Source organism: Paraburkholderia sp. MM6662-R1, from assembly GCF_050436245.1.
GTDB lineage: Bacteria > Pseudomonadota > Gammaproteobacteria > Burkholderiales > Burkholderiaceae > Paraburkholderia > Paraburkholderia tuberum.
The window spans coordinates 799,812-826,024 of the sequence record NZ_JBNDLV010000001.1; the positions used below are offsets into that span (position 1 = coordinate 799,812).

The 26,213-nt window shown below is 64.3% G+C and carries 19 protein-coding genes and 1 pseudogene; 4 read left to right on the plus strand and 16 right to left on the minus strand.

Translation table 11 applies throughout. The features are described from left to right. Positions 1 to 131 precede the first annotated feature (131 nt). Positions 132 to 1,352 carry a zinc metallochaperone GTPase ZigA gene (gene zigA / locus OKW39_RS03890; protein WP_429361518.1) on the minus strand — a complete coding sequence of 407 codons (1,221 nt, stop codon included), beginning with the start codon at positions 1,350 to 1,352 and terminating at the stop codon, positions 132 to 134. 24 nt (positions 1,353 to 1,376) lie between these two features. Continuing rightward, entirely contained in the window at positions 1,377 to 2,024 is a 648-nt protein-coding gene (locus tag OKW39_RS03895; protein ID WP_429562112.1) for a DUF1826 domain-containing protein, read from the minus strand. A gap of 809 nt (positions 2,025 to 2,833) precedes the next feature. Here OKW39_RS03895 and OKW39_RS03900 point away from each other — a divergent pair. Beyond that, complete coding sequence (locus OKW39_RS03900) at positions 2,834 to 3,103, plus strand: ArsR/SmtB family transcription factor (RefSeq protein WP_222944748.1); 270 nt, start codon at positions 2,834 to 2,836, stop codon at positions 3,101 to 3,103. A 13-nt stretch (positions 3,104 to 3,116) separates the two neighbouring features. Then, positions 3,117 to 3,473: a hypothetical protein gene (locus OKW39_RS03905; protein ID WP_167368641.1), complete on the plus strand. Its 357-nt coding sequence runs from the start codon at positions 3,117 to 3,119 to the stop codon at positions 3,471 to 3,473. 12 nt (positions 3,474 to 3,485) lie between these two features. On the opposite strand, the gene OKW39_RS03910 is transcribed toward OKW39_RS03905, so the two are convergent. Further along, complete coding sequence (locus tag OKW39_RS03910) at positions 3,486 to 4,607, minus strand: type IV toxin-antitoxin system AbiEi family antitoxin (protein WP_429562113.1); 1,122 nt, start codon at positions 4,605 to 4,607, stop codon at positions 3,486 to 3,488. 436 nt (positions 4,608 to 5,043) lie between these two features. Between OKW39_RS03910 and OKW39_RS03915 the strand changes: the two are divergent. After that, positions 5,044 to 5,726: pseudogene (locus tag OKW39_RS03915) on the plus strand (IS630 family transposase); the annotation flags it as partial. A gap of 291 nt (positions 5,727 to 6,017) precedes the next feature. Beyond that, the gene (tssA, locus tag OKW39_RS03920; protein ID WP_429562114.1) at positions 6,018 to 7,061 is read left to right on the plus strand and encodes a type VI secretion system protein TssA; all 1,044 of its coding nucleotides are present in this window, start codon (positions 6,018 to 6,020) and stop codon (positions 7,059 to 7,061) included. Between the two features lie 65 nt (positions 7,062 to 7,126). On the opposite strand, the gene OKW39_RS03925 is transcribed toward tssA, so the two are convergent. The 13 genes from OKW39_RS03925 to OKW39_RS03985 form a co-directional block, all read right to left on the minus strand. Then, positions 7,127 to 7,480: a hypothetical protein gene (locus OKW39_RS03925; protein WP_429562115.1), complete on the minus strand. Its 354-nt coding sequence runs from the start codon at positions 7,478 to 7,480 to the stop codon at positions 7,127 to 7,129. 300 nt (positions 7,481 to 7,780) lie between these two features. Continuing rightward, positions 7,781 to 8,500: a PP2C family protein-serine/threonine phosphatase gene (locus tag OKW39_RS03930; protein ID WP_187610332.1), complete on the minus strand. Its 720-nt coding sequence runs from the start codon at positions 8,498 to 8,500 to the stop codon at positions 7,781 to 7,783. After that, on the minus strand, positions 8,497 to 10,017 hold the full coding sequence (tagF, locus tag OKW39_RS03935; protein WP_429562116.1) for a type VI secretion system-associated protein TagF: 1,521 nt from the start codon (positions 10,015 to 10,017) through the stop codon (positions 8,497 to 8,499). The genes OKW39_RS03930 and tagF overlap by 4 nt, the downstream gene beginning before the upstream one ends. After that, positions 10,014 to 13,610 (minus strand): type VI secretion system membrane subunit TssM, encoded by a 3,597-nt coding sequence (tssM, locus tag OKW39_RS03940; RefSeq protein ID WP_429562117.1) that lies wholly within the window; start codon positions 13,608 to 13,610, stop codon positions 10,014 to 10,016. Before tssM ends, tagF begins: the two co-directional genes overlap by 4 nt. 4 nt (positions 13,611 to 13,614) lie before the next feature. Then, positions 13,615 to 15,015 carry a type IVB secretion system protein IcmH/DotU gene (icmH, locus tag OKW39_RS03945; RefSeq protein WP_429361533.1) on the minus strand — a complete coding sequence of 467 codons (1,401 nt, stop codon included), beginning with the start codon at positions 15,013 to 15,015 and terminating at the stop codon, positions 13,615 to 13,617. Next, positions 15,012 to 16,376, minus strand: a complete 1,365-nt coding sequence (gene tssK / locus OKW39_RS03950) for a type VI secretion system baseplate subunit TssK (RefSeq protein ID WP_429562118.1) — start codon at positions 16,374 to 16,376, stop codon at positions 15,012 to 15,014. Before tssK ends, icmH begins: the two co-directional genes overlap by 4 nt. A 78-nt stretch (positions 16,377 to 16,454) precedes the next feature. Further along, complete coding sequence (tagH, locus tag OKW39_RS03955; RefSeq protein WP_429562119.1) at positions 16,455 to 17,981, minus strand: type VI secretion system-associated FHA domain protein TagH; 1,527 nt, start codon at positions 17,979 to 17,981, stop codon at positions 16,455 to 16,457. After that, positions 17,978 to 18,532 (minus strand): DUF6931 family protein, encoded by a 555-nt coding sequence (locus tag OKW39_RS03960; protein WP_090804266.1) that lies wholly within the window; start codon positions 18,530 to 18,532, stop codon positions 17,978 to 17,980. The genes tagH and OKW39_RS03960 overlap by 4 nt, the downstream gene beginning before the upstream one ends. Next, complete coding sequence (gene tssI, locus OKW39_RS03965) at positions 18,529 to 20,415, minus strand: type VI secretion system tip protein TssI/VgrG (RefSeq protein WP_429562120.1); 1,887 nt, start codon at positions 20,413 to 20,415, stop codon at positions 18,529 to 18,531. Before tssI ends, OKW39_RS03960 begins: the two co-directional genes overlap by 4 nt. Before the next feature lie 389 nt (positions 20,416 to 20,804). Continuing rightward, entirely contained in the window at positions 20,805 to 21,809 is a 1,005-nt protein-coding gene (locus OKW39_RS03970; RefSeq protein ID WP_429562121.1) for a TcdA/TcdB catalytic glycosyltransferase domain-containing protein, read from the minus strand. A 64-nt stretch (positions 21,810 to 21,873) separates the two neighbouring features. After that, positions 21,874 to 24,678, minus strand: a complete 2,805-nt coding sequence (tssH, locus tag OKW39_RS03975) for a type VI secretion system ATPase TssH (protein ID WP_090804260.1) — start codon at positions 24,676 to 24,678, stop codon at positions 21,874 to 21,876. Positions 24,679 to 24,762: 84 nt separating this feature from the next. Further along, entirely contained in the window at positions 24,763 to 25,779 is a 1,017-nt protein-coding gene (tssG, locus tag OKW39_RS03980) for a type VI secretion system baseplate subunit TssG (RefSeq protein WP_090804258.1), read from the minus strand. Further along, complete coding sequence (locus OKW39_RS03985) at positions 25,743 to 26,201, minus strand: type VI secretion system baseplate subunit TssF (RefSeq protein WP_429562122.1); 459 nt, start codon at positions 26,199 to 26,201, stop codon at positions 25,743 to 25,745. The genes tssG and OKW39_RS03985 overlap by 37 nt, the downstream gene beginning before the upstream one ends. Positions 26,202 to 26,213 lie beyond the last annotated feature (12 nt).

A 26,213-nucleotide genomic window follows, 5' to 3' on the forward strand; every position in this document is an offset into this window, starting at 1 on the left:
CCCGTGTGGTATGTCCAGCTTTCCAAGATCTAGCGGTTGTGCCTGGGTGCCCGTACGGGACCCGCGCCCCCGCCGCGTCGGGCGTTGCCCACCACGCTGCGAACGACGTGTCGTCGCGCCGGCTCGCGGGGTCATACCGCGCCTTCTTCCTCGGGCACGCGGCCGCCCCACGCAGGGAACGGGTCGTCATACTGCGTCCATGCCTGCGGGCCTTCAGCCATTTCAGCGTCGGTCAGCAGGCACGCATCCAGGCGTTGGCGCAGTGCCGGCTCGTTCATGTCGACACCGATCAGTACCAGTTCCTGGCGCGCATCGCCGACGTCCGGCTCCCAGTTGCGGTTGATGAATTCGAGGGATTCGGGATCGGTCGGCCAGTGCGATTTCGGCACTGCCGCCCACCAGAGGCCCGCCATGCCGTGGCGGCACACCGCGCCCGCCTGCGACCACGAGCCCGCGTGCGTGGGACGGCTCGCGAGCCAGAAGAACCCCTTTGAGCGCACGACGCCCGGCCATTCGCTGTTGACCAGCGCCCCGAAGCGCTCAGGATGCAGCGGACGCCGTGCGCGCCACACGAAGCTGCGGATGCCATATTCTTCCGTCTCGGGCGTGTGCTCCCCGCGCAGTTCCTTGAGCCACCCCGGCGCCTTCGACGCTTCCTCGAAGTCGAACAGCTTCGTATCCAGTACGCGGGCGAGCGGCACGCGACCGAATTCCGAGATCTCGATGCGGGCCCGGGGATTCAGACTGTGCAGGATCGCCATCAGTCGCTCACGGTCAGCAACGCCGATCAGGTCGGCCTTGTTCAGCACGATGACATCACAGAACTCGATCTGCTCGATCAGCAGGTCAACGACCGTACGCTCATCTTCATCGCCGAGCGATTCTCCGCGCGACTGCAAACTGTCCTGTGAGCTGTAGTCGCGCAGGAAGTTGAACGCGTCGACTACGGTGACCATCGTATCGAGGCGTGCGACATCGGACAGGCTCTGACCGCTCTCGTCGGCAAACGTGAAGGTCTCGGCCACAGGCAGCGGCTCGGAGATCCCGGTCGATTCGATCACGAGCTGGTCAAATCGTCCCTCTTTCGCCAGGCGGTTGACTTCGAGCAGCAGGTCCTCGCGCAGCGTGCAGCAGATGCAGCCATTGCTCATCTCGATCAGCTTCTCGTCGGTGCGCGAGAGCTGCGCGTCACCGTCACGTACGAGCGCGGCATCGATGTTCACCTCGCTCATGTCGTTGACAATGACGGCGACGCGCCGCCCTTCCCGGTTGTTCAGAATGTGATTGAGCAGCGTCGTCTTGCCCGCGCCGAGAAAGCCTGAAAGGACCGTAACCGGCAGTCGTGCATCCATGAAATGACTCCTTGTATTTCTGTATCAGGGGATATCGATCGCAACCATGACGCGGGGGCTGGCGTCGGGCGGCATTGCCGGCGAACGGTGAATCGCCCCGTGCGAGCGCGCATCGGGCCACCGCTCGCCCTTGAGGACGGCAACGGTGAAGGTGGGAATGCGGTGAACACCCGCACTGTCGAGAATCAGGCCCGAGCCCCCGTCCGGCAGGCCGCCGCTGTCCGGCCCGAGCCGGCTGCGATCGGCACACCGGCCCTCAAGATATTCGGTGCCGGGGCCCCGCCACGTGCATAGCAACCGCGCCGGCACGTTGTCCACATGAAAGCGCGGACACGTCGTCTGCCTTGTTACCTCAATGCGTAGCCTTGCACTGCGACTGTCGAGCAGTACGCAGAGCGTCGCCGCAAGCGTTGACAACTCGCGCCCGAACACCGCGCCCCCCTGCAGCCGTGGCCACGGGCCATCGACCACCGGCTCACCCTTCTTCCACTGCGCCATCCAGCGTGCGGAATCAATACCTGAACGAACGACGGCATCCAGATAGCCGCTCACGCGCGCGTCGCGTAAACGCGCTGCCCACGCGATCTCACGCAGCGGATCGTGGATCGCCGACAGTTCGCCCGCCAGGTTTTTGTACGCCTGATCGCAGACGTCGGCTTCTTGCGCATGCATCACAGCTTCCTTAATCGGGTACTGCATAGGGAGCGGGCTTGCGATGCTCTCCGGCACATCGCCCGAATTATACACAAACGCAACTATGTTGCATTTGTGAAGGTTGACGGGATCGTGCGGATTGCGCGTATGCGCACGTATTGAGAGGTGACAGCAGGAACCGATCCGTCGCGTCGCGTAACAGAATGGCCACCGGCTGGATGACGGCATGTGGCACATCCCGTGCCGACCGGGGCCGCGGCGACGTTGCCCTGAAACGGGGGTGACATGCGCCGCCCCCTACTGCCGATGCATGTCCGGCGGCCAGGCTAGAACTGTCAACGCAGCCGTCGCGTTGGCAAAGCCACCCAGGCGTCCGCCTGACTACTGGGGCCCGGCATGCGCCCGCGCGACCGGCTGCGTGCTACATGCACGCGAGGGACATATTCAGGTCGATATCGGTACGCCAACCATGGGATCCACAGGACTGTTCATCCGGAAGCCCGCTGATTCGACACAGTTCGGGCGCTCGCGAAAATCTGGGGGCAAGACGCCAGCTGCCGCCACAATGGTGGCGCCCGGCGTACTGCCTTGAACTGGTGCATAACCGCCAAATCCCGCAGATCCACTGCGGCCATGCCATCCAGCCCGCATTGGCAACGGGACCTGTTGCGCCCCTACTTCCGGCGAAAGCACTTGACAGTCCCGCAGAAGCCTTTATCATTCTAACGAACTATAGATTGATAAATATGACGCCTGCCTGTACTCACAACTGTTCGGACCGGCCACCCGTTGCCGCTTCGCCCGCCCAGCTCGAAGCGGCCGGTGCGATGTTTCACGCGCTGCGCGATCCCGCACGCTTGCGGCTGCTTGTCCTGCTGTCGCAGGGCGAGCGTTGCGTCACCGAACTTGTAGGGTTTGAGCAGGCCAAGCTGGGCAGCATTTCAGCCCGACTGAAAGTGCTGCATGCCGCCCGGCTGGTGAAGCGCCGCCGGGAGGCTAAGCATGTTTTCTACGCCCTCGCGGACGAGCACGTCCTGACGCTTCTTCAGAGCGTTCTGACCCACGCCGCCGAGCACCCCGAACCTGCATCATCCTGACGGAGCAAACACCATGGCCACCTGCAACGAACCGCACCACGCTCACCACGACCACCAGCACGGTCCGCACTGCGGACATACGGCGATCCGGCATGGCGATCACGTCGACTATTTGCACGACGGTCATCTGCATCACCCGCATGGCGACCACGTTGACGAACACCGCCTCGAGGTGAACACCACCAACCCTGATCGTTGCACGCCCGATCATCAGTGCGGCGGACATGAGCCGGGCCACGTGCATGGCCCAAGCTGCGGCCACCCGGCCGTGCCGCACGGCGATCATGTCGACTATCTCGTCAACGGACATCTGCACCACCCGCACGGCAACCACTGCGACGATCACGGACCGGTCAGCATCGTTCAGTAACTTCGCATCGAGCTATCCGGCGGAATGTCCGACGTTCGTCTGACCGGCCGGCGTCCGATGCAGGGCTGCCGGTGCGACGGCCTGGCCAACAAGCCCATCCGGCTGCCCCTTGGACGGGCGCAGCAGCTTTTCCTCACAACGCGCAGGCCGCAGGTCGAGGCGTGTCACGTTGGCGAGATGGCCGAGTAAGAACGCGTGATAAAGAACGAAGAGGCGCTTTATGGTGGTCACCGCTTTCCGGTAACGGTTATCAGTTGCGTGGTGCGCTGGTAGGGCGGGATCCGCACGCAAGCGGTGACGCTTCGCGAGTGCCATCGTCACATCCGGTCTCGCCGACGGTTCGACATAAAGCGTTTGCGCGGCCGGCCGAAGCTGCCCTGTCAGTTTTGCGGCAGCAACCTCCCCGCCCCACCACGCCTGCCCTGTAGGAAGCTCGGCATGCTGCCACCACGATGGATCGCCTTCTGCGAACCGTTGCAGGTTGAGCTTCGGCAGCAGGCGAAGCGGATGGTTGGTCGCCCACTCTTCCCTGAGCGCCGCAGGATCGAGCAATCGCCGGTCGTCCGTGCCCGCCAGCAAGCCGCCCTCACGCAGGTCGTCCAGCACACTGCCAACTGTGCCAAGCGCCACACCAGCCGCTGCCGCAATTTCCCGGTATGGACGGTTAAGCAACTCTGGAGCAGATAACAGCACAAAAATCATTCTGAGCGCAGAGGCGCTCGCGGAGATGGCGGGCTTCCCCGATTTCGATGTCAAACGCCTGATCTCGGAGTTCGCGGGCCTGCCTGTTACAAGTCTGTACTGGCCAGGCGCGTGCACGTACAGATTACCGGCCAGATCGATGAGCTGCAGGTCATGCTCGACGCATTCCTCCGCCAACGCAAGCGTCAAATAGGCAGTGGCCAGCAGGACTGGAAAAGCCGCGGTGCGGTTCTTCGCCACAAGGACGCCCACTTGCGCCCGCGATCTTATCCGGCCTCGGGCCGCGAGCGTGTATTGCTGGACCGCGCCGCTCACATCGAGCGTCAGCTTCCCCTCCTTGGTCAAACCATCACTTCGCCCAGCCGGACGAAAGCCGATAACACTCAATGGAACGCGGCTGCGCCGGGTTGCGTCGCTGATAAGCTGGTTCACACTTTATGAACGCATAAAAAATCTGAACATCCCCTGACTTCCCTGCGGCACGTGTGGGCGCAGGGGAACCGTAACCTGAAACATCCATCACTGTATCGTCGACCCAGCATTGCGTTTGCGCAAAAAGCGTCACAATTTCAAGCGAGCCGCAAAATGAGTACGTAAAGAAGTACGCTTTAAGGGCGACTTTTAAAAATAATCGTTAAAAATCAATGCACTACAAGACAAATGCGAGTCCTCTCCTGGGCACCACAAGTTCTTCCGGCGTAAGCCGGAGTAAAGGCCTACGACAGAACAACGTCTGACGACGATCGTCGCAGGGTCATGCAGGATTGGGCCGACTACATTGATCGACTATTGATTTTTCCGTAAATCATGACAACCGTTGAGCGTCTCAAGCGTTATATTTTCAGGACGGTCCTGGAGACAAGTTGGCATGGCGCAACGGCGAATGAGCGAAGCAGCAAAGAAGCGATTGAAGGCGGGTCGGCTGCTGCTGGCGGGCAAGGGCTGCGCCGAGGTGGCGTTGGCGGTGGGTGTGGCTCGGCAGACGGTGTACACATGGAAGCGGCTGCTCGATGAAGGCGGCATCGATGCGCTACGAGAGGTGCGCGAGCGAGGGCGCCCGGCCCAACTCGATGAGCAACAGTTGGCGGCTGTTCGCGCCGCCCTGCTGCAAAGCCCCGTCGAGCATGGATTTGGCACTGAACTGTGGACTCTCAAGCGTGTGGGCGCGGTCATCGAACGCATGCACGGCGTTCGCTTTGGCCAGACGCAGGTTTGGCGCATCCTGGGCTCACTGGGCTTTAGCCCGCAAAAACCCGAGAAGCGGGCCATCGAACGCAACGAGGATGCCGTGCGCAACTGGAAGCGCCGCACCTGGCCGGCCCTTAAAAAAAAGCCCGACGAGAAGGGCGGCTGATTGTCTTCGTGGACGAGTCCGGCATCAGCGAGCACCCGACCAGAGTCCGCACCTGGGCGCCCAAGGGACAGACGTCCATCATCCAGTTTCACTTCAACTGGAATCACGTCTCTGTCATCGCCGGGCTCACGCGCACCGACTGTTTGTTCCGGCTGCACGAGGGGAGCATCAAGAAGGAAGAGATCGTCCAATTCCTCGGCCTTCGATCATTGCCGCTTGCTGGATGCAGGCTACGCTGTGGTGACGTCATGAATTATGGAACTCTCAAATAAACGCGCGCCAGCGATTTTCGAACCCAGGTTCTACGTCTTGCAAGGGAGCAAGCGCCTGGCGCTCGGTAGCAAAGCGTTCGATCTGCGTACCAGGCCGACGATCAGTTGAGACGGAATAACGACGGGGCACTAGCTGTTGTCCGTTTGATGCCGCGCGCTCGTTGGACGCGCCCTGTCGTTGTAGTCTCAGCGCCCTTCCTTTTTCGCCAGCCAATCATGACGCCATTCGATCCAGATCACCTGCTCCGCCCCATCGATGACAGCACGCCGACAGGCGAGAACCTCGAATACGATCCAGAATTCATCGCGCTGGAGCGGCTCGCCACACCGACATCCGAGCGGGCGATGGGCGACAGCCTGAAGGCCGCCGTAGAACCGGACTGGGATAAGGTGGCAACCGCCGCCGAGGCTTTGTTCAACCGTACCAACGACCTGCGTGTGGCCATCCATCTGACCGCCGCCTCGACCCGCATTCATGGCATTGCAGGCTGGAGCGCCGGTCTGGGGCTGGTTCGCGGTCTGCTGGAACGTTACTGGGAGGCGGCGCACCCGCAATTGGACGCCGCCGACGACAACGACGCTACCGCGCGCACCAACGCGATCATGCCGCTCGGCGATCCCCGGAGCGTACTCGCCTATTTCCGCAACGCGCCCTTCGTGAGCTCACCGCGACTCGGCCGCTTTTCGTTGCGCGATCTGCGTATCGCGACGGGCGCAATCACCCGGCCCCCCTCTGCGGAGGGCATGCCTGCGCCCACGCTGATCGATCTCGAAGCGTGCTGCATGGATTGCCCCGAACACCAGTTGCCCGATGCGGCCGCAGCACTCGCGATAGCGCTAGAGCACGCGCGCGCCATTGATGCAATTGCGAGCGAAAAGCTGGGTACCGCTGGACCCGATCTGGGCCACCTGACCGACGATATCGAAGAGTTGAAGAAGTTCGTCGATGCACAGTTGGCGCGGCGCTTTCCAGAGCGCGGCGAAGCGCTTGCCGCCGGATTGGTGTCGACCGGCGAAGACGCGCCCACGAACGCTGCCCCTCGGCGCGATAACGGACGAATCCAGGGACCCGATGACGTCGTCCTGTGCATCGACGAAATCTGCGACTACTACGAACGTCACGAACCGTCCAGTCCGCTGCCGATCCTGCTCAAGCGAGCCAGACGTCTGGTCGGCAAGCGCTTCGCGGAGGTCCTTAAAAACATCGCGCCCGGCGGCCTCGCAGAACTGCAGACGCTATCCGGGCCGGACGAAGAATAATCCCTGCAGATCGGTGCAACATTGAGCGGCTGTTGCGCTCGGACTGGCTGCTTCGAAAACGCGGCTCAATATGCGAAGACAAACCAGCAAAACACCATGACGCCCACCGCGGCCATGCCGAGCAGCACGGCGGCCCACGCGGCGAGCGGTCGCGCGTCGAGGTCCGTGCGCACTGCCCCCCCTTCAGCACTTGCCGCACTTCCGGCATCGTGACCTTCCGCCGACACGTCCGGCTGTTGCATGACGCCCGACAGCACGACCCGCCGCACGGTGTCGCCTGTACCCGCAGTGTCCCGCCCCAGCGATTCGAACAACATGCGTCGGCGGTACCGGTATTCGTTGCGCTGAATCCGCTGTAGTCGATGGGCTTCGTCGAGCGCGCGCAATGCGTCGTTGACCTGCTGCTCGTCCACACTCATGCCTGCTGCCTCCTCGGTCGCAGCCACTCGCACTGCACGACATCGCTGCGGACCGACAGCGCGGGCGGCACGATAGTCATGCCGTGGTTGCGGCGCACGGATGCCGATAACGCACCGACCATCTGTGCGGACGATGAAGTGGTGGAACGCACGCCAGTTCTCGCGGGTGCCGACCCGCTGCGAAGAACGTCGATCTGACGCTCACAACGTGTCCTGAAAGCGTCGGATAGCGCGGCCAGCTTCGGCGTGCGCCCGTGATCAGCGGAAGGGATGGGGTCCGGATGGTTCATGGCGGAAATTTCACGATGCTTCGAGCCGCACGATGACGGCGGAAATGTTGTCGCGCGCGCGACGCGCAAGGGCGAGCTCGAACAGGCGCTCGATCTGCCGGCGTGGACTGTGCTGCTCGCGACAGGCGGCGGTCAATTCGCCATCACTCAGCTCCTTGTTGACGCCATCCGAGCACAGCAGGAACTGCATGCCGGGCCGGCTGCCGGCCATGGCCCAGTCGACGTAGAGCGTCTCGTCGACGCCGACCGCCCGGGTCAGCACGCCAGTGCCCACGCCTGCCGGCGCGCGTCGTCCGAAATGCGTGATGTCGACCGGTTGACCATGCACGTGGTCGCGAGTGAGTTGCGTTAGTGCGCCGTTTTCCTGAACGTACACGCGGCTATCGCCGACCCAGCCGCACAGCACGAACTGCTGGTCATGCACCAGCAGCGCGACGGTCGAACCGATCACGTCGGTTTGTCGCGCGACGGCGGCCTCGCGCAGTTCGGTGTTCACCTGCTGCAGGCTGTCTTCGATCGCAGCAATGAAGTCGAAGACGCTGCCTTCGCGCGTCAGCGCACCAAGGCGTTCGATGATCAGCGTGCTCGCGTAGTCGCCGGCCGAATGGCCGCCCAGACCGTCGGCCACAGCCCACAGTCCGAGGTCCTCGCGAACCAGAATCGCATCTTCATTGCGGCGGCGCACCTTGCCTGTCTCGGTGTGGCCGGCGGAGCAACAATGCGTCGTCATGAGCCGACTTCAATCACGGCCAGCGGCCATTGCGCGGGCTGCGTGCCGAGGCCCGCGCACATCGCGAGATGCAGGCGGGCGTCCTCGTTCGTGGTCAATGCCAGCGCCTCGAGCAGACACGCGTGCGGAAGCTGGATGAGCGCGCGGCTGACGAGCAACAGCAGGCGATCGTCATCCTCGAGCGTGATGCACGCTTCGTCGCAATCCGGCTCTTCGGAGGCGCCGATGCCGGGCATCGCGAGCCATGCATCGCCGAACAGCAGATCGTCAAATTCGCCGCCCGCGCCTGCCGCCCGCTCGACGAACAGTGGTTGCAACTGGCCGCGCCGCCAGTGCCAGGCTGCTGCGGCGCCGATCCGCAGCAGTCGCACCTGCGCTGCGTCAAAGCGCGCGACGAGGGCAGCGCCGTTTGCTGCCGCTGCGTAACGCGCATCGTGCGCATCGTGCGCATCGTGCGCATCGTGCCGGGCGCCGCGCAGTTGCGCGTGCAGCGCCAGCAGGCCGGTCCGCAGACTGGGCAGATCCGCCGCACTGCGCTGCGCCGTCTCGCGGATGGCGCGCGCTGCACGTTGGTGCGAGTGAGACGGGCCGTCATCGGCACTCAGCACCAGCGTGCGGCCGTCGTCGAGTAGCAGCAGCGCATCGCTGGCATCTGCAGCGTGACCGGCTGCCGATGAACCGACGGGCAACACTCGATCATCGTGACCATCCTGCGCGTGCAGAGCGGATTGCCCGGCAGCGATCTCTTCATCGCCCAGCAACGCAACAGACTCCCACTGACGAGCGGATGCCGAGCCGAACTCGCGCAGCGCATCGCCCATGTCACCCATGTCGCCCACGTCGCCCGCCCTCGACACCACCGGCTCCAGTAGCGCTGCGTAGCTCAACGGCAAACCTCGCGTCGCCAACAGGCACGCAGCACGTTCGGTCCACCAGAGGCACCACGGCCCCGGCCGCTTGCCGAGTTGCGACCATGCCTCGGCCAGCACCATCCCAACGGCCGCGCTTTCGGGCATCGCCAGTCGCCATTGACCGCCGTCCCACGGCAGCGCGCGCCAGAACGCAGCCATGTCGGTCGCAGGTCGCACGTGCGTCAGCGGACCGGGCAACGCCGCCACGCGCACATCGAAGGTTTCGACGCTCACGACCTCGTGCTGCGCACTGCGATAGACGCACTCGAGCGCGTCGAACCACGCGTGATTGCCGAGCACGGTCGCGACATCGCCGCCACAGGGCGCAGCCAGTACCATCGGAAAGGCGCGGCCGAGCCGATCGACGGCCGGTCCGATCAGACCGCACCACGCGACGTTGCCGCACACCGGTGCGGGCAGCACGAAGCGCCACGCCGCGCCCTGTCGCCATGCGGCGTCCCAGTGCGCTCCGAGTTCGCGGCGCCCGGTTTCGACCGCGCGCTGGAAGTCACGGTCCCAGCCTTCGACGAACACGGACGGCAGCCGTCGCTGAACAAAATCGCCCGCGCTGGGCAACTTCCCGAAGAAGCCGACTCCACCGTTCATCGCGGACACCTGAAACGACGGACTTCGTCGTTGAGGAACGGGTTCTTCAGACTCGCGGGCGCGATCGGCAGCTTCACTGCATGGCCGCCGAAGTCGAAGGTCGCGAGATAGCGCAGGTCGCTTTGCTTTTGCAGACGGGCCGCATCGAGCGCGTGGAAGAACGCCCAGTCGCCATTGAATTTCAGCGGCGTGCCGACCGGCTGGCCGGACGTATCGAACGCACTGACGACCACGTGTCCGGGCTGCGGTCCAGGCCACGTCATCATCATGCTCGCGGAGCCGTTCGCCGCGTAGTCGTACTTCTGCCCGTCGATTTCGACGGTCAGCTTCGCGATTGCCGGATCGAGCTGCGGCGCGAGCAGCGTAAAGCCGACCTGCAGTTGCGCGCCGTTGCGGAAATAGATCTGGCGGATCGCGTCGGCACTCTGCGCTTCGCTCAGCACGGCGTCGGGGCCGGCCGGCGCGCCGGGCTTCCAGCGCCAGTTGCGGCCACTCGTGTCGACTGATTTCGCGAGCGTCGACTTGAAGAAACTGTCGAACCGTCCGCCATTGCCGAACAGCTCGGCGAAGTTCTGCACGGGGATGTCCGATGCACGGTTCGACGCAAACGGATAGCGGCCATCGACGAAGCTCGCGCAATCGTTGCCCGCTGCCTCGCGAAACTGGCTGGCGAGCGCGGCGCTGCTTCCGCTCGCGACCAGATCCGCACTCTTGCCGGTGAGGCCGGAAATCAGCGAAGCCACCTGCGGCGGCAACTGGTCGCTCTCCTGGCGCGCCGCGAGCACGGCCGGATTGTTCTGCGCGCCGGGTGCGCTCAGGTCAGTCATCGTCAACAGGTTCTTGCCGAGCTGGTCGAGCACGGTGGACATCTGATCGAGCGGCGTCGAACCCGGCGTGCCGACGCTCATCTGGTTCAACTGCGCGAAATGCGCCTCGATGGCGGCGCCCGGCTGGCTGGCCGGCGCTTCGCCTGAACCCGGTTTGGTGCTTGCGGTGCCGTTGGTCGTGGTGCCGTCCGGCAACGTCGCGCCCGCATCGCGCAATTCGCCGGCAAGGCGCGTGTTCGCAGCGCGTCTCGCGACCAGGTTCTCGCCTACAGACGCCGCCTGCGCGCCCACCGCCGAAGCCGACAAAACCGATGAAGCCGAAGTTGCACCGTCAGCCGTGGCGCCGCGCAACATGTCGCTGGTGTTGTCACGCACGAGATGCAGCAGCGCTTTCAGCGGCGAACTCGGACCCGACAGTTTCGCGGCCAGCGCACTCGCGCCCTGGATGTCAGACACCGGCTGAAGTTGCAGATCGGCGAGCAGCGCGTCCCACGCCTTGATGTAGTCCTGCTCGTACAGCGCCAGCACCTGCTGTTCGTAGCGCGAGCGCGCGAGCGGATCGATGCGGCTGGCGTTGAAGACCCAGTAGTCCTTCACGAAGCCGTCCACCGATCGATCGATTCCGCCGTTCACCTCGGCGGCGAAAACCGGCCTCGTGAACAGCGCGGGGAACGGTTGTGAAAGCGGCGCGCCACTCTTGCGGCGAAACACGCTGCCAAGCAGTCCGAGCGACTGGTCGAGTCGCACCGGCGGCGCCCCCGAACGCCCGGCGTCGAGCTGGACGCTGCCGTAGATCAGCGTCGCGAGATCGGCGGTCTTCAGCGTCGCGCGCGCCTGATCGATCAGCGCGTTGTCGAGCGTCAGCGCGCGCGGCTTCGCCGGATCGTCGACCAGCGCGGAAAAATGTTTGTCGAGCGCATTCTGGATCGCCGGGTCCTGCGGGAACATGCGTTGCCATTCGATGCGCGCGAGCGCGGCCAGCTCGCCGGGATCGAGATGCTGCGGCTGGCCGAGCATCAGATAGCCCTTCAGGTAGTCGTAGAGTGCCTGGGGAGCGTTGGCACTGGCGTTGAGTCCTTCCCGAAAGCGCACGCCGACGCCGGGCAGCAAGGTGCCGTCGAGTTCGCGCAGATACGCGGCATGCACCTGCTCGAACAACGCGTGTCCCTGGAACAGGCCGAAGCGCATCAGCCAGGGCACGTGGCCCTGATACTGGCCCGCGACGCCCTGCGCGCCCGAGATGACTTCGAGGCGCGCGAGCGCACGCGCGAAATACGTCTTGAGATCCGGTGCGCCGACGAGGCTGCTGGCTGGCGGCAGGTCTTCCAGGGTGTCCTGCACCTGCGCGACGTAGAGACGGTTGCGCGTGTAACTGGTGGCGAAGCCGGTGATCAGCAGCGCCGTGACGAGTGCGATGCCGATATACATCCCGGCCTGCATCAGCAGCTTCTGCCGTTCCAGCCGCGGATTGGTGCCGGCGAGGCCCGACTCGCGGAACAGCACTTCCTTCAGCAGCCGTTCGACGAAAAAGGTCCGGCGTTGCGTGCCGCCGCCCTGCACGCGCGCCGCGTCGACGCCGAAGGTGCGCGCGACGGCGCTCAGCATGCGGTCGATCGGCGCGCCGTGCTGGGTGCCGGAGGTCAGATAGGCGCCGCGCAACAGCGGCGCTGCGCCGTACTGATGACGCCCGAACGCGCCTTCGACGAACTGCCGCGCAATTTCGTGAAACGCGCCGAGCTGCTGCGGAAAGCTAAGCACGGCGGCGCGTCGGCTGCGATCGCGCTCCCCATGCAGACGCTCGATCACGCGCGTATTCAGACGCTCCAGCAACAGGTCGAACTCGCCCGCGAAGCGCGCGCAGGCGCTGCCGTCGATACTCGCGTCGACGGGAAACGTCATGCCCCAGACCTGATTGCGCAGATCGGGCCCGAGATCGTCGAAGAACTCGGTGAAGCCCGCCACGAGATCGCACTTGGTGAACACGAGATACACGGGCACCGCCACCTTCAGGTGCTGCGCGAGTTCGTCGAGGCGCCGGCGCACGGTGCGGATGTGCTGTTGACGCGCGTCTTCGTCGAACGTCAGCAGATCGGACACGCTCATGGTCACGATCACGCCGTTCAACGGACGGCGCCGCCGATAGCGGCGCAGCAGCGACAGAAACGCCTGCCACGCAGAAGCGTCGGCGGCCGCATCGGAGTCCTGCGTCGTGTAGCGGCCCGCGGTGTCGAGAAACACCGCCTCGTCGGTGAACCACCAGTCGCAGTTGCGCGTGCCGCCGATGCCGCGCAGCGCCTCCTTGCCGAAGCGCTCCGAGAGCGGAAACTCGAGCCCGGAATTCTGCACCAGGGTGCTCTTGCCCGAGCCCGGCGGACCGATCACGACATACCACGGCAGCGCGTAGAGATTGCTGCCATTGCTGCGGGTCTTGCGCAACATATCGATTGCTTCGCGAAAGCGACGCTGCAACTGCTCGCGTTCGGCGCTGCCGGGATCGTCGAGCGGAAGCTGCGCGTCCTGTCCAGCCAGCTCGCCGGACAGTTGCGACGTCTTGCGCCGCGCGCGCCATTGCATGACCTGTTCGACCAGCAGCCAGCCGAGCACAATCGCGAAGATCAGCGCTAGCCGGGCCGCGGCGCTCGCGAGCGGCTGCCGTTCTCCGATCCCGAGATAGGGCGCGCCCAGCCAGATCAGCGCAGCGATCAATAGCAATCCGATCGCGACGGTGAACCACCGGGACGTCACCCAGTTTTTCAGCGTGTTCATGGGTTCAGTGCTCCGGGATAAACAGGATTTCCACGCGACGGTTGCGCGTGCGGTTCGCCGGCAGATCGGCCGGCGTCGCGATCGGCTGCGACGAGCCAGCGCCGCTCGCTTCGAGACGATGCGGATCGTCGAGCCCCTGCGCGAGAATCTGCTGCGTGTTCTGCGCGCGCGCCGTCGACAGCGCGAAGTTGTCCTTGAAGGTCAGCGAACGCACGGGCTGGTCGTCGGTGTGGCCGACGACGATCACCCTGCCCTTCACCTGATTCAGCGCCGACGTGATCCGGTGCAGGAGCGACACCACGTCGGGCGCGATGTCGGCGCCGCCCGACGGGAACAGTTCGGCGGCGGCGAGACGCACCGTGTCGCGGCCATCGGGTTGTTCGTCGACGCTCAACTGGCCGGCCTGTTCCTGTGGCGCGAGCAGTTGCTTGAGCGTCACGCGCGCGGCCGTGGGCGCGGGCGTCGCGACGGTTTGCGGCGGCGGCGTGTTCTCGAGACCGATCGCGGCAAGCTGTGCGCCGACTGGCGCAGCGAGCGCGTTGAGCTTCGTGAAAAACACCAGGAATGCACCCAGCAGCACGACGGCCGCAGCCGACGCGGCGACCCACATCGGCACATGCCGCATCACCGGATTGCGGCGGTCTTCGACGCCGCGCCAATGCGGCGCCAGTTCCGCAGCGGGCGCTTCGCGCAGCCCGCGAATGCGCCGATAGAGATCGTCCTGAATGTCGGCCAGGCGCGCGAGGCCGCCTGGTTCCACGAGATAGCGTCCGCCGAAGCCCAGCGCGAGACAGATGTACATCAGCTCGATCAGATCGAGATGGCGCGAGAAGTCGACGCTCAGGCGATCGAGAATCTGGAAGAACTTCGCGCCACCGTAGGCCTCGCCGTGGAATGTCACGAGCAGCGTCTTTTGCGCCCAGCCGCTCAGGTCGCCCCACGGCGCGTTATTCACCGACTCGTCGAGCATCGTGCATAGCACGTAGCGCGCTGCCACGATGGTTTGCGTGTCGATGCCCGCGCCCTGTGCGTAGCGCTCGAAGCTGCGCACCTGTGCGACCGCCTGTTCGCGCAGACGGCCGACGTCGGCGGGCGGCGCAACGCTGTGCCGCAATTGCACCGTCAGCAGCAGCAGCGGATTGGCCGCACGGACGAGCGGATTGGCGACACCGCTCAGGAAGTCGCCCAGCTCGGCGCGCAGCGGCGGCGGGCCAGGCGGCTGCGATGGCCGGTTTGCCGGCATCACGCGCGAAGTGGGCGATGCCGGCCGCACGATGCGCGTGAGCTCGCCGGCGTCGGTGTTGAGATCGGCGTTGGGATCGGTGTTGACGGCGCGCTGCGGGCGCACCATCGTCGCATCGCCGCGCCGGGTTGCGTCGGCGGAACGGTCGTTGGTGGTATTCATGCGCGTACCGCCCACAGTTGCAGGTCGAGACCGGCGAAGCCGCTACCGAAGTGCATCGCGATGCCGCCGGACGTCTTCAACATGCGCCACATCGGCGAGTTTCTGTCGCACTCGAAATAGAGGAAGCCCGACATGTAGGGCAACTGGCGCGGCGCGACCGCCATCGGCGATACGCCGATGCCCGGCAGTTGCAGGTTCACCAGATCGCGGATCTTTTCGACAGGACCGATCTTCGATTGAGTCGGCAGTTGCCGGCGCATGTCTTCGGACTTCAGGTCGGCCTTCGCGGCGAGCACGAAGCTCGCCGTATCGAGCAGCGTGAGATCGGGCACCATGCCGACCCACACGCCATACTTGCGCTGCTGCAGCGGAATCGCGACAGCACTCTGTTCGAGCACCGCGCTCAACGCGATGCGCAGCGCCGCGATCACCGGCTCGAAGCTTTCGCGCAGCAGTTCGTGCCGATACGGCGGAAAAGCCTGCGCGCGCTTGCCCGGCGTCGTGAATGTAGCCAGCTCGCCGGCCAGTTCGAGCAGCAGCCGGTAAAGCGCTTCGGGGTGCAGCAGCGGCGCCTCGGCAAGATGCGCGACGAGCGGCTGATAGCGGTTGATCACCTGCAGCAGCAGAAAGTCCGCGATTTCCGCGGCACCGCCGCGATCGGTCTCGCTCACACGTCCTGCGAGCGCCTCGCCGCGCTGATGCAGCAGGCCGAGCAGCTCGGACAGGAAGGTGACGAGCCGCCCGGCCGCTTCGGTGCTCTGCGCGGTCGGCACGAAGCCATCGTCGAGGATCACCCGCCGATCGGCGCGGCATTCGACGATCCGTGCCAACGGAATCCGCGTCAGGCCTTCCATCGGCTGCAATTCGGGTAAAAGACGTGTACTCATGCCCGCGACTTCGAGCGCGGTGACGCCTTCCATGCTGCCCGACGCATCGCGCACTTCGGCTTCGCGCACGCGATAGCGGAACAGTTGATCGCTGCCGGCGCCGGGCCATGCGCTGTCCGGCTGCGTGGGCGAACGCAGCGGCAAGGTTAGATGAACGATCTGGTCGCGCCAGTTCGCATCGATATCGAGCGGCGGCGGCAGTGGATCATCGCCGGGCATTGCGAACGGCGTGCCGTCGGGAAACACGCCGCGTGCGCGCTTGATGCCGAGCTTGCCGATTGCGAGCAGATCGCTTTCCAGTTCGAGTTCGTGAAAGCCCCATGCGTGCGGACGCAGATTGCCCGCGCGCAGCTCCACGTAACGCTCGAAATAGCGTTCCTGCTGCTGCATGTGCTGCGGCCTGAGGAACAGGCCTTCGCTCCATACCACCTTGTTGCTCTGGGTCATGTCGGTGAACCGGATAGGGGTTGTCACACGTCGCGCGACGAGTGCGGGTCGCGACGGCCTCGGGCCTCGCCGCACCGCGTTACGCCGGCGGGTCGCGTTGGCTGGTTACGTTGGCTCGTTGCGCCGCCTTTTCAGGCGTCCGAGCTGTTCTTCGTAGGCGCGCGCGAATTCATCGCCGAAAAGCCGCCTGAAGCATTCATCGGGATTGCTCGTGACTTCTTCAAACTGTTCCTTGTAGCGCTCCCAGTGACGCGGCCGGCCACCGAGCGGCAAACGGCGCACGCTCCCTTCGGCTTCCCGTTCGATCTTCGCCGGATCGAAATGCGCGAGCAGCGACTGAAACGCGGAACGCACGCCAGCAAGCATCGCCATCTGGTGATTGCGGATGTCGTCGGCGGCATCGTTCAGCGCGGCGTTGCCGCGGAGGAAGCCGCCATCGGGCGGCGCGAGCAGCCTCATGACGGCTTCCTGCGCGGTCGGCGCGAACTTCAACGGGTTGTTTTCAGAACGCTGGATCAACGTCGCGGGCAGCCGGAAGCTGTTCTTCAGTTCGGCGCGCGCGCGTAGCACGTCCATCATCGCGTCGACGGCGATGTGGAACATTTCCATCAATTCGGGAGCGTCTTCGCCGGCGGGCGACGGGGCGGCAGAGGCGAGCGGAGCGGTCGGAACCGCAGGCACTGCCGGCGCTGCAACTGCCGCAGCGATCACGACGGGTGTTGTGTCCGGCGACGCGTGCGAATGCATCGGCGTTTCCGACTGCGTTTGATTTTGCGGCGGCACCTGCGTCGGCGACGGTGCGGGCACAAGCGCCAGGATCCCGCCAGTCGTCATGGACACATCTTCAGAAGGTTCGAGCCGCCCCTGCCCGGAACGCGCGGCGACCAGGCTCGCGCTCGCGTCCCAGTCTTCCGGGAGCACGGGCCCGCCAAGCCGTGCCGCCTCGGCCTGCGGCGGCCGGAAGCGGTCGGCCGCCGCAGGCGTGTGGTTCCAACCGGGCGCGGACGATACGCGAGGCAGCGGTTCGTCGACGTAGGACGATGGCACATCGAACAACGCGAGTGGATCGAGACTCGCACCCGGCGCCGATCCATCGGCGACGCCCGGAATCAGGCCTTCGGCCTCGCCCGCATGCTCCTGCGCCGGGGTGGCGCGCCGTGGCGCGAGCAGCAGGCTCAGGTTCAGCGGACCCCTGTTTTGCGCAGGCGCAGGCGCCGGTGCGCAGGCAGGGGCCGGCGCGGCAGCAACGAAAGACGCGGTGCGCCCCGGATCGACCGAGCCGGCCCGCGGGTCCGGTTCGGTCGCACCGTTGCCGCTCAAGCGCACGCTGACATCGAACGTGTCGATCTGCAAGCGGTCGCCTTGCTTCAGGGCGGCCGGATCGCCTTTTCGCAGTGGCGCGCCGTTCAGCGACATGCCGTTCGTGCTGCGGTCCTCGATGAAATACATGCCGTTCAGGTAGCGCACCAGCGCGTGCAGACGCGACACGCCTTCCGTGCCCAGCACCCAGTCGCACTCGTCGGAACGGCCGATGCTGCCATCGCGGCAGTCGAACACCTGCTCGCGGCTTGCGTCGAAGCCGCCGGTCCCCTCGCCTTCTATCGAGAGAATCAGCCTCTGCGCCGCGCTCATTGCATACCTCCATCGATACCTTCAGGAACACTCAGCAGGCCCAGCGCATCGCGCACGAACGCGGCACGGCGTGCATCGAACCGCGCGGGCACCAGCGCGGCCATGTAGCTCACCGCGGCCGTCGCCGCGATCGCCGTCAGATGCTCCGGCGGCGGCGTCGGCCGCTCGTGCTCCGGATTCAGGTTGCCGCCCGACCAACCTGCGGCAGCAGCCGTCCATGCGCCGATCGTCCGGTAGCGATGCGTCTTCGCGAACGCGAGCGCCGCGGCGCGTTGCGCTTCCATGGGATCGCGCACCCACGCTTCCGCGAGTTCGAGACCTGCGCGGTCGTGTTCGTCGAGCGTCTGACGGCGGCAGCACTGGCACGCCCACGCCACCGCATAACGGCGCGGCAGAAGCCGACCAAGCAGGCTCAACGCATCGGCTGAATGTCCGGCGTCGAGCAATGTCTGCACCGCCGAACGCGCCGCCATCGACGGCCGCAGGCACGCTTGCGCGCGCGTGGAAAGCCGCATCTGGCGCGCTGCTTCGAAAATCGACGGCGTGCTCATAAGATCATCGGAGCCGCGCCGCCCAGTACCGCCGTCGCGGTCCCGATCAACTGCAGGTTGGTGGACTGCACGAGGCAATCGGCCTCGGACAGGATTTCCATCGCCGCGATCGAACTCATGTTCAGATTCGCTTTCGAGTTGATTTCCATCGCAAGACCCGATGCCATCGTCACGTTCATCTCTCCGTTAAGCGAGATGCTGGTGCCTTGAATCGCGATCTCGCCGGTGCTGTTCATCGTGATGCTGGCAAGTCCGGTGACCAGCCTGATCTGGTTGCCCGCCGTCAGCGTGTAGTTGCGCGCGACCTGTACATCGTGGTCGTGCTCCGACTCTTCGCGCAGATCCTTTTGCGCGTGAATCAGCACCTGCTCGCGGCCCATCCGGTCTTCGAAGCGGATCTCGTTGTAGTCGTCACTACCGCCACCTTCGTGGCTGCGGCTTTTCACACCGCTTTGGGTCTTGTTGTCCGGCAGGTTGTACGGCGGCATGTTGTCGGCGTTGTAGACACTGCCGATGATCAGCGGCCGGTCCGGATTGCCGTCGAGAAAGCTGACCACCACTTCCTGTCCGACGCGCGGGATGAACTGCGCGCCCCAGCGCTTGCCGGCCCACATCTGCGCGACCCGCACCGGGCACGAGTTCCGCGCGTTCGGTTTGCCCTGACGATTCCAGAAGAACGTGACCTGCACGCGGCCGTATTTGTCGACGGCGATGTCTTCGGGCGTATCGCCGTACACCACCGCCGTATGCAGGCCAGCGATCACCGGACGCGGCGTCGTCGGCATCGTGCGAAACAGCTGGCGGCTGCGGATCGCCTTGAAGCCGCACTTGAACGGCGCCTCGCCATCGTCTCCACCGCCGCCCGCCGAGTAGTCCGGCTCGACGAGGCGCGTCACCGCGTCGATCACGAGGTATTCGTGATTCGCGTCGGCAAGCGGAAAGTCCTTGAGCCTGAACAGCGCACCCGTGGCGAGACCACAGGCGTCGGTGTGGCCGGCGCTCATCGCGAGCGGCACATTCAACGCATCCGCGCGCACCTGCGCGTAGCGCTGGCCGTCGGACAGACGCTCGTCGTAGCCAACGTAGTCGTACCCATAGTCGTAGATGTCGAGGCCGCTCACGTTGTGCGCGTCCTCCATGTCGGTCAGCTCTTCGGTGGCAAGCAGCGATGCTTTCGGCTTCAGATAGTCGTAGTCGTCGAGTTGCACCTTCGTCGCGTTGACCGCGCGAGAGGTCGCCCAGTCGCTGATCGACGCCTTCATGCGCTTGCCCCGCCCGATCGGCGGCGCATAGGGAATCTGCTCGAAGCCAGCCACGCTCGAGTGTGCGCCGAGCGCATCGGCGAGCACCATCGTGTGCGTGCTCTGCGTATGCGTGAAGAAGTAGTAGATGCCTTCCCGCTCCATCAGCCGGCTGACGAAGTCGAAGTCGCTTTCGCGGTACTGCACGCAATAGTCGCGCGGCGGATAGCTACCGCTGAGGCTCACCTTCAGATCGCTATAGCCGATGTCGCCAAGTACCGACTGGACGATCTGCGGCACACTCATGCTTCGATAGATGCGGCAGTCGCGTCTGCGCGTCGCCAACCACGGTTTCGGCACGAGCGTGAACGTGTAGACCGCATAGCGCACGTTGTCGATGTTGACGAAGCCGCCTTGCTCGCCTTCGCGGACAATCGCGTTGAAGTAACGCGTATAGCCTTGCGGCGTGACAAGCTTCACCGTCATCGGCGTGCCCAGCAGCGAACGCAGATCGACTTCCGCGTTCTTGCTGATCGCTTCGAGCCGATATGAAAACAGCCGACCGAGCGACTCGGTCGCGGTCATGTTTGCGAACAGGAGACTGCTGCCGAGACTGGAAGTGAGTGTGATTGCGTGGGCCATGACGTGATCTGCGAACCTTCTTTACGTTGCGGGTAAGTCGTACTGGACGGAAAGCCGCAGCGCGGTGATCGAACCGGTATCGGCGCCGCTGTTGCGAACCGGACGCCTCCAGGTTGACGGTTTTTGCCTGCTGGCATCGCTCCATCTCCCGGCGCGATTAGTACGCCCTTTGGCAAACAGAACACCCGGCCCACGCGATCTATTCCTTCGCCATGGCGCAAATGAATTTGATATAGGTCTCCTTATAGGTCTCCTGAGTGAGCGGATCCGAACCCTTATTGACCAGTTGCCGCGAATTGTCCACCGGGTCGTTCGCGACCACGGGACGGTCGTCCTGCGTGTTATGGATCAACCCGATATTGACGTGATCCCGGATTCGCTCGAAGAACTCATACGCCAAGCCAATCGTGAAAGTAACTGTCCGTGACCTTGTGCATGGGGAAGTACCAGTTATCTCGCATGAAAAGATTGTTCTGCAGTTTCTGATCCGAGGTCTGAGTGCGGACTTGCTCCTCGAACATTTTGTCCCGGACCTTTTTGAAGCCTGAACTCTCCGCTGCTGCCGTTGGTCCCGTCATTCTGATCGTGCTCGTCCGGACGTCATTCATATATTCTGTTCGCAGATCATCGCTGGTCTTGATCGATCTGAAGTTGCTGTGTATGAGCGATTTGTAGGACTTCAAGCCACCGCTGCCAGCGTGACTCGCAATGATCGAGTTGCTGATCGATGGCGTCTGGTCGCCTCTGACGTTCCGTTCCCACCAGTTTGGATCCACCCAGTCGCTCTCGCTTATTCCGTGATACCAGGCGGGATGCACGGCGGAGAATCGCGGGTAAGACTGGTGGCAGATGATTTCCCCCAAGGGACTGACGCATCTGACGTCGGTATCGACATAGAGACCGCCATGCTGAAGAAGAATCTCGATTCGCAGAATATCGCTGGCCGAACCGAAGTTGGCTCCGCGATTGACCAATTCGCGTCGGTAAATCGTAGAGTTCTTACCCATCTTCAAATCATGCTGCACCTCGCGCAGCTTGAGCCTGTTCTGCTCGCAGAAGTTTATGATCGAGTTGACCTGCCGGCCCCGCATTCCACGCAAATCCTCGCCGCGCATGTTCAGATACTGATTCAGATATCTCATCGTTGCCGAATCGCCCCCGTCCTGACCCAGACGTTGAGCCACCTCATCCCATTGGTTCGGCGTAGTGCTGGCATTGTGTTGTACGCTGATCTGGCGGCGACGTTCGCCTGTCAGTAACTGATTGGCGTCAATCCAGAGATTCACCTCCCAATCGGGGTTCAACCTTGGAAACGTTATGATGCAATCGCGGTTTCGTTGCGGGATATCGCCGCCAATCCAGATAATATGAATTATCTTTGGAATAGCTTTCACGTTTTGAACTCCTCGTAAAGGTCAATTTCTTTCGACCGCCTCAGCGCGTGGCGCCCCGGTCACACTAATCAGGAATGCTGGGAATCGCGGCGATGAGCGGCGCACACTCGTCGAAGCGATACGCAAAATCGCCGTCCTCGACGCTCACGCCAACCCGCTCGATCGCGACGCCGTCGATCATGCGTGCGAGAAACTCGCGGCTGATCGCAGGCAACATCGTGTTGGTCAGAATCGCATCGATCATCCGGCCACCCGATTCGCTCTCCGTGCAGCGACTCACGACCAGTTGCGCCACGGCGTCGTCATAGTCGAGCGGCACGCGATAGCGATCCTCGATACGCCGCTTGATGCGGTCCAGTTGCAGTCTCACGATCTTCGCGAGCATCGCGCCACTGAGCGGGAAGTAAGGAATCGGCACGAGCCGGCCTAGCAGCGCGGGGGGAAACACCTCGAGCAACGGTTCGCGCAGCGCTTTGGCGAGGCCCTGCGCATCCGGCATCAGCTCCGGGTCCAGGCACAGGCCGGCGATCAGATCCGTGCCGACGTTCGTGGTCAGCAGGATCAAGGTGTTCCTGAAATTGATCGAGCGGCCTTCACCGTCATCCATCACGCCCTTGTCAAACACCTGAAAGAAGATTTCGTGGACATCGGGATGCGCTTTCTCCACTTCGTCGAGCAGCACCACCGAATACGGCTTACGCCGCACGGCCTCGGTCAGCACTCCGCCTTCGCCATAACCGACATAGCCTGGCGGCGCGCCCTTCAGCGTCGAAACCGTGTGCGCTTCCTGAAACTCGCTCATGTTGATCGTGATCAGGTTGTGCTCGCCGCCGTACAGCGCCTCGGCGAGCGCCAGCGCGGTCTCGGTCTTGCCAACGCCCGACGTGCCGGCGAGCATGAACACGCCGATCGGACGGTTGGGGTTGTCGAGACCGGCGCGCGATGTCTGGATGCGCCTGGCGATCATCTCCATCGCGTGGTCCTGACCGACGACGCGCTCGCACATCAGGTCGGCGAGATTCATCACGGTCCGCAGTTCGCTACGAACCATGCGCCCGACCGGAATGCCGGTCCAGTCAGCGACGACCGACGCGACCGCCTGGTAGTCGACATTCGCCAGGATCAGCGGGTTTTCGCCCTGCCGCTCGGCGAGCTGCGCCTGCAGTTGTTTCAACTCGGCAAGCACCTCTGCCCTCGTGTCATCGTCGAGCGCCGGCAGCGCGAACGAGTTGGTCGATGCGTCGGACTTCGCGTCGCCGTGCGCGGTCGGTTCCCGCGCACTGCCGGCGCTCTCGCCCGGCGCGGCCTCGCCTCCTAGCCGCGCGCGCAACGCCAGAATCTGCTGGACCAGCGATTTCTCGTTGTCCCACGCGGCTTCGAACTGCTGCAACCGCAGCCGTTCCGCTTCGAGCGTCGCTGAAGCCAGCGACTCGCGAGCCTCCACCTCCATGCCGACGCTTTTCTCGCGCGCGATGATCGTCTGCTCGGTCTGCAGCGCCTCGATCCGCTTGAGTGTGTCGTCGATTTTCGCCGGCACCGCGTGCTGGCTGATCGCGACACGTGCGCACGCGGTATCGAGCAGGCTCACGGCCTTGTCCGGCAACTGACGCGCGGGAATATAGCGATGCGACAACTTGACGGCTGCTTCGAGCGCTTCGTCGAGAATCTGCACACGATGATGCTGCTCCATCACGCTCGCGGTACCGCGCATCATCAGGATGGTCTTCTCTTCGCTCGGTTCGTCCACCTGCACGGGCTGAAAACGTCGCGTCAGCGCCGGATCCTTCTCGATGTGCTTCCGGTATTCGGCCCAGGTGGTCGCGCCGATCGTGCGCAGATTGCCGCGCGCGAGCGCGGGCTTGAGCAGGTTCGCCGCGTCGCCGGTGCCCGCCGTACCGCCCGCGCCCACCAGCGTATGCGCTTCGTCGATGAACAGGACGATCGGCTTGCGCGAAGACTGCACTTCGTCGATCACCTGACGCAGGCGGTTTTCGAACTCGCCCTTCATGCTCGCGCCGGCCTGCAACAGGCCGATATCGAGCGCACGTACCTGCACGTTGCGCAATGGCGGCGGCACGTCGGCACGCGCAATGCGCAGTGCGAACCCCTCCACCACAGCCGTCTTGCCGACGCCCGCTTCGCCGACCAGCATGGGGTTGTTCTGGCGCCGGCGCATCAGTACGTCGACCAATTGGCGAATCTCGGCGTCGCGGCCCACCACCGGGTCGATCTTGCCGTCGCGCGCCTGCGCGGTCAGATCGACCGTGAACTGCTGCAACGCCTGTTGCCTGCCCATCTGCGCGGGCGCCATCGCACCGCTGCTCTCGCCCGGCGCAAGCTCGCCGGACGCAACCGCGCCGGCACGAAACCCGTCGGTGGCAAGCTGGCCGTCTTCCGGCGAGCCTTCGACGATGCCGGCGAAGTCGTCGGCCAACGTCTCGGCGCGTAGCTTGTCGAATTCCCCCGAGACATCGAGCAATGCGTGGCGCAAGTGTCGCGTACGCAAAAGGCCGACGATCAGATAGCCGGTGCGCACCTGGGCTTCGCCGAACAGCAGCGTAGCGAATACCCAGCCGCGCTCGACCGCTTCTTCCACCTCGGCCGACAGATCGGAGATGCTCGTACTGCCGCGCGGCAAACGTTCGAGTGCGACCGTGACGTCGCGTGCAAGGTGCGACGGATCCAGGCCGAAATGCCTGACGATGCGATGCAGATCCGAATCCTGCAGCTGCAGGATCTGATGAATCCAGTGCGCCAGTTCGACGTACGGGTTGCCGCGCAGCCTGCAGAACACGGTAGCGCTTTCGATACCCCGATAGGCCAGCGCGTTGAGCTTGCCGAACAAGGCGCCACGACTTATTTCAGCCATGATTCCAATCCTGTATGACCAGAGGCGGCCGCGAAGCAGTCGCCAGTTCAGTTGAAAAATGCCCGGACATGCGCACGCCGGACTTCACTCGGCCGGGCTCAACACGACCTGGTCGGCATCGTTGTGCTGCGGATAGCGGCCCATCCACGTGTTGAAGCCCATGCGGGCCGCCTGACCCAGATGCGTCAGCGGCACTTCTTCTTTCTTCAGCACGAGCTGCACGTCCCAGCCCTTCTCTTCGCCCACATACAACTTGACCGCCGCCACCAGTTGCAGGAGCGTGTCGCCGCCCGGCAAAAAACGGTTGAACTCGTTGCGGGTCAGCGGCCCGACGCGCAGCCGGAAGCGCTGCTGCGCGCCGCGCACATGCGTGCCGAGCAATGCGTCGCGGCCCATCGAGGCCATGCTCTTGCCGATATGCAAACGCGCGTCCCGAGGCAATTGCATCCACCCGGCGACGAACTCGAGCACGCGCACCGGCACACCGAAGAAGTGCTCGAGAAAACGCCTGAGTCCTTCGGCATTGCGCGCTTGCGGTACCAGACGCCCGGCGAAAAAGCGCTTGTACTGATCGGGCAGTGCGTCGCGTCCGTCGAGGTGCGGCGTGGCGATGCCGATCAGCGCGCCGACATAGGTGCGAAACCGATCCTGTTCCGGACGGTCCAGCTGCACGGTGGGCTGCGCATCGGCCCACGCGCGATAGAAGAGGCTCAGCATCCGGTGATGAAACACGTCGGCAAACGCGACGAACGTCGGGTCTTTCGCGTTCCGCTCCCGATCGACGGCGTATTCGGTGAGGTGCAACGGCAGCGGCCCGTTCGGTCCGAACAAACCGAGAAACAGCCCAACCAGCCGCGCCGGCCGGCCGGCCTTTCCCGCCTCGAAGCGCGCGATGCTGCGCGACGGAAATTCCAGTGCCGCGGCATGGGCGAGACGCACAGGATCTTCGGCCGGCCTGGTCGAATGACCGAACCGCGGCCGTTCCGGATACGCGCATTCGAGACGGCGCATTGCCTCGAAGAACTCGAAATCTTCCGGGCTCGCGCGCAACGCGGCTTCGAGCACTACAGGATCGGGCGCTTGCCGGGATTCGCGGGCCATCGGGCCACCTCGTTTCGTTCGAGCGTGCGCAACACCGTCTCGGCGAACGAATTCAGCGAGACATAGCGCGCAAAGAAATGTTGCAATACCGACGCGAGCAGAAATGCGCCGCTGCCTTCAAAAGCGGCATCGTCGCAGCTCAGCGTGATCTCGAGCCCGCGGCCATACGTGATCGGCCCGGGCACCGGCACGCGACGCGTGATGGGCTTCGCCGCGACATGCTTGATGCCTTCGATCTGCCGTCGCGTCGCGGCGTCGAACTCGTCGTGATACAGGCCGAGCATTTCGCGCAGCGCCGCCGCGCCCGTTTCGCCTTCCTCGTCGAGCAGTGACAGATAGTTCAACTGCAGGTGGCTGATGAGCCGCCACGCGGATTCGCCGGTCGCGGTCGGCGCGCGTGGCCGGGTCGGTCCACGCCACACAGCGGATCGACG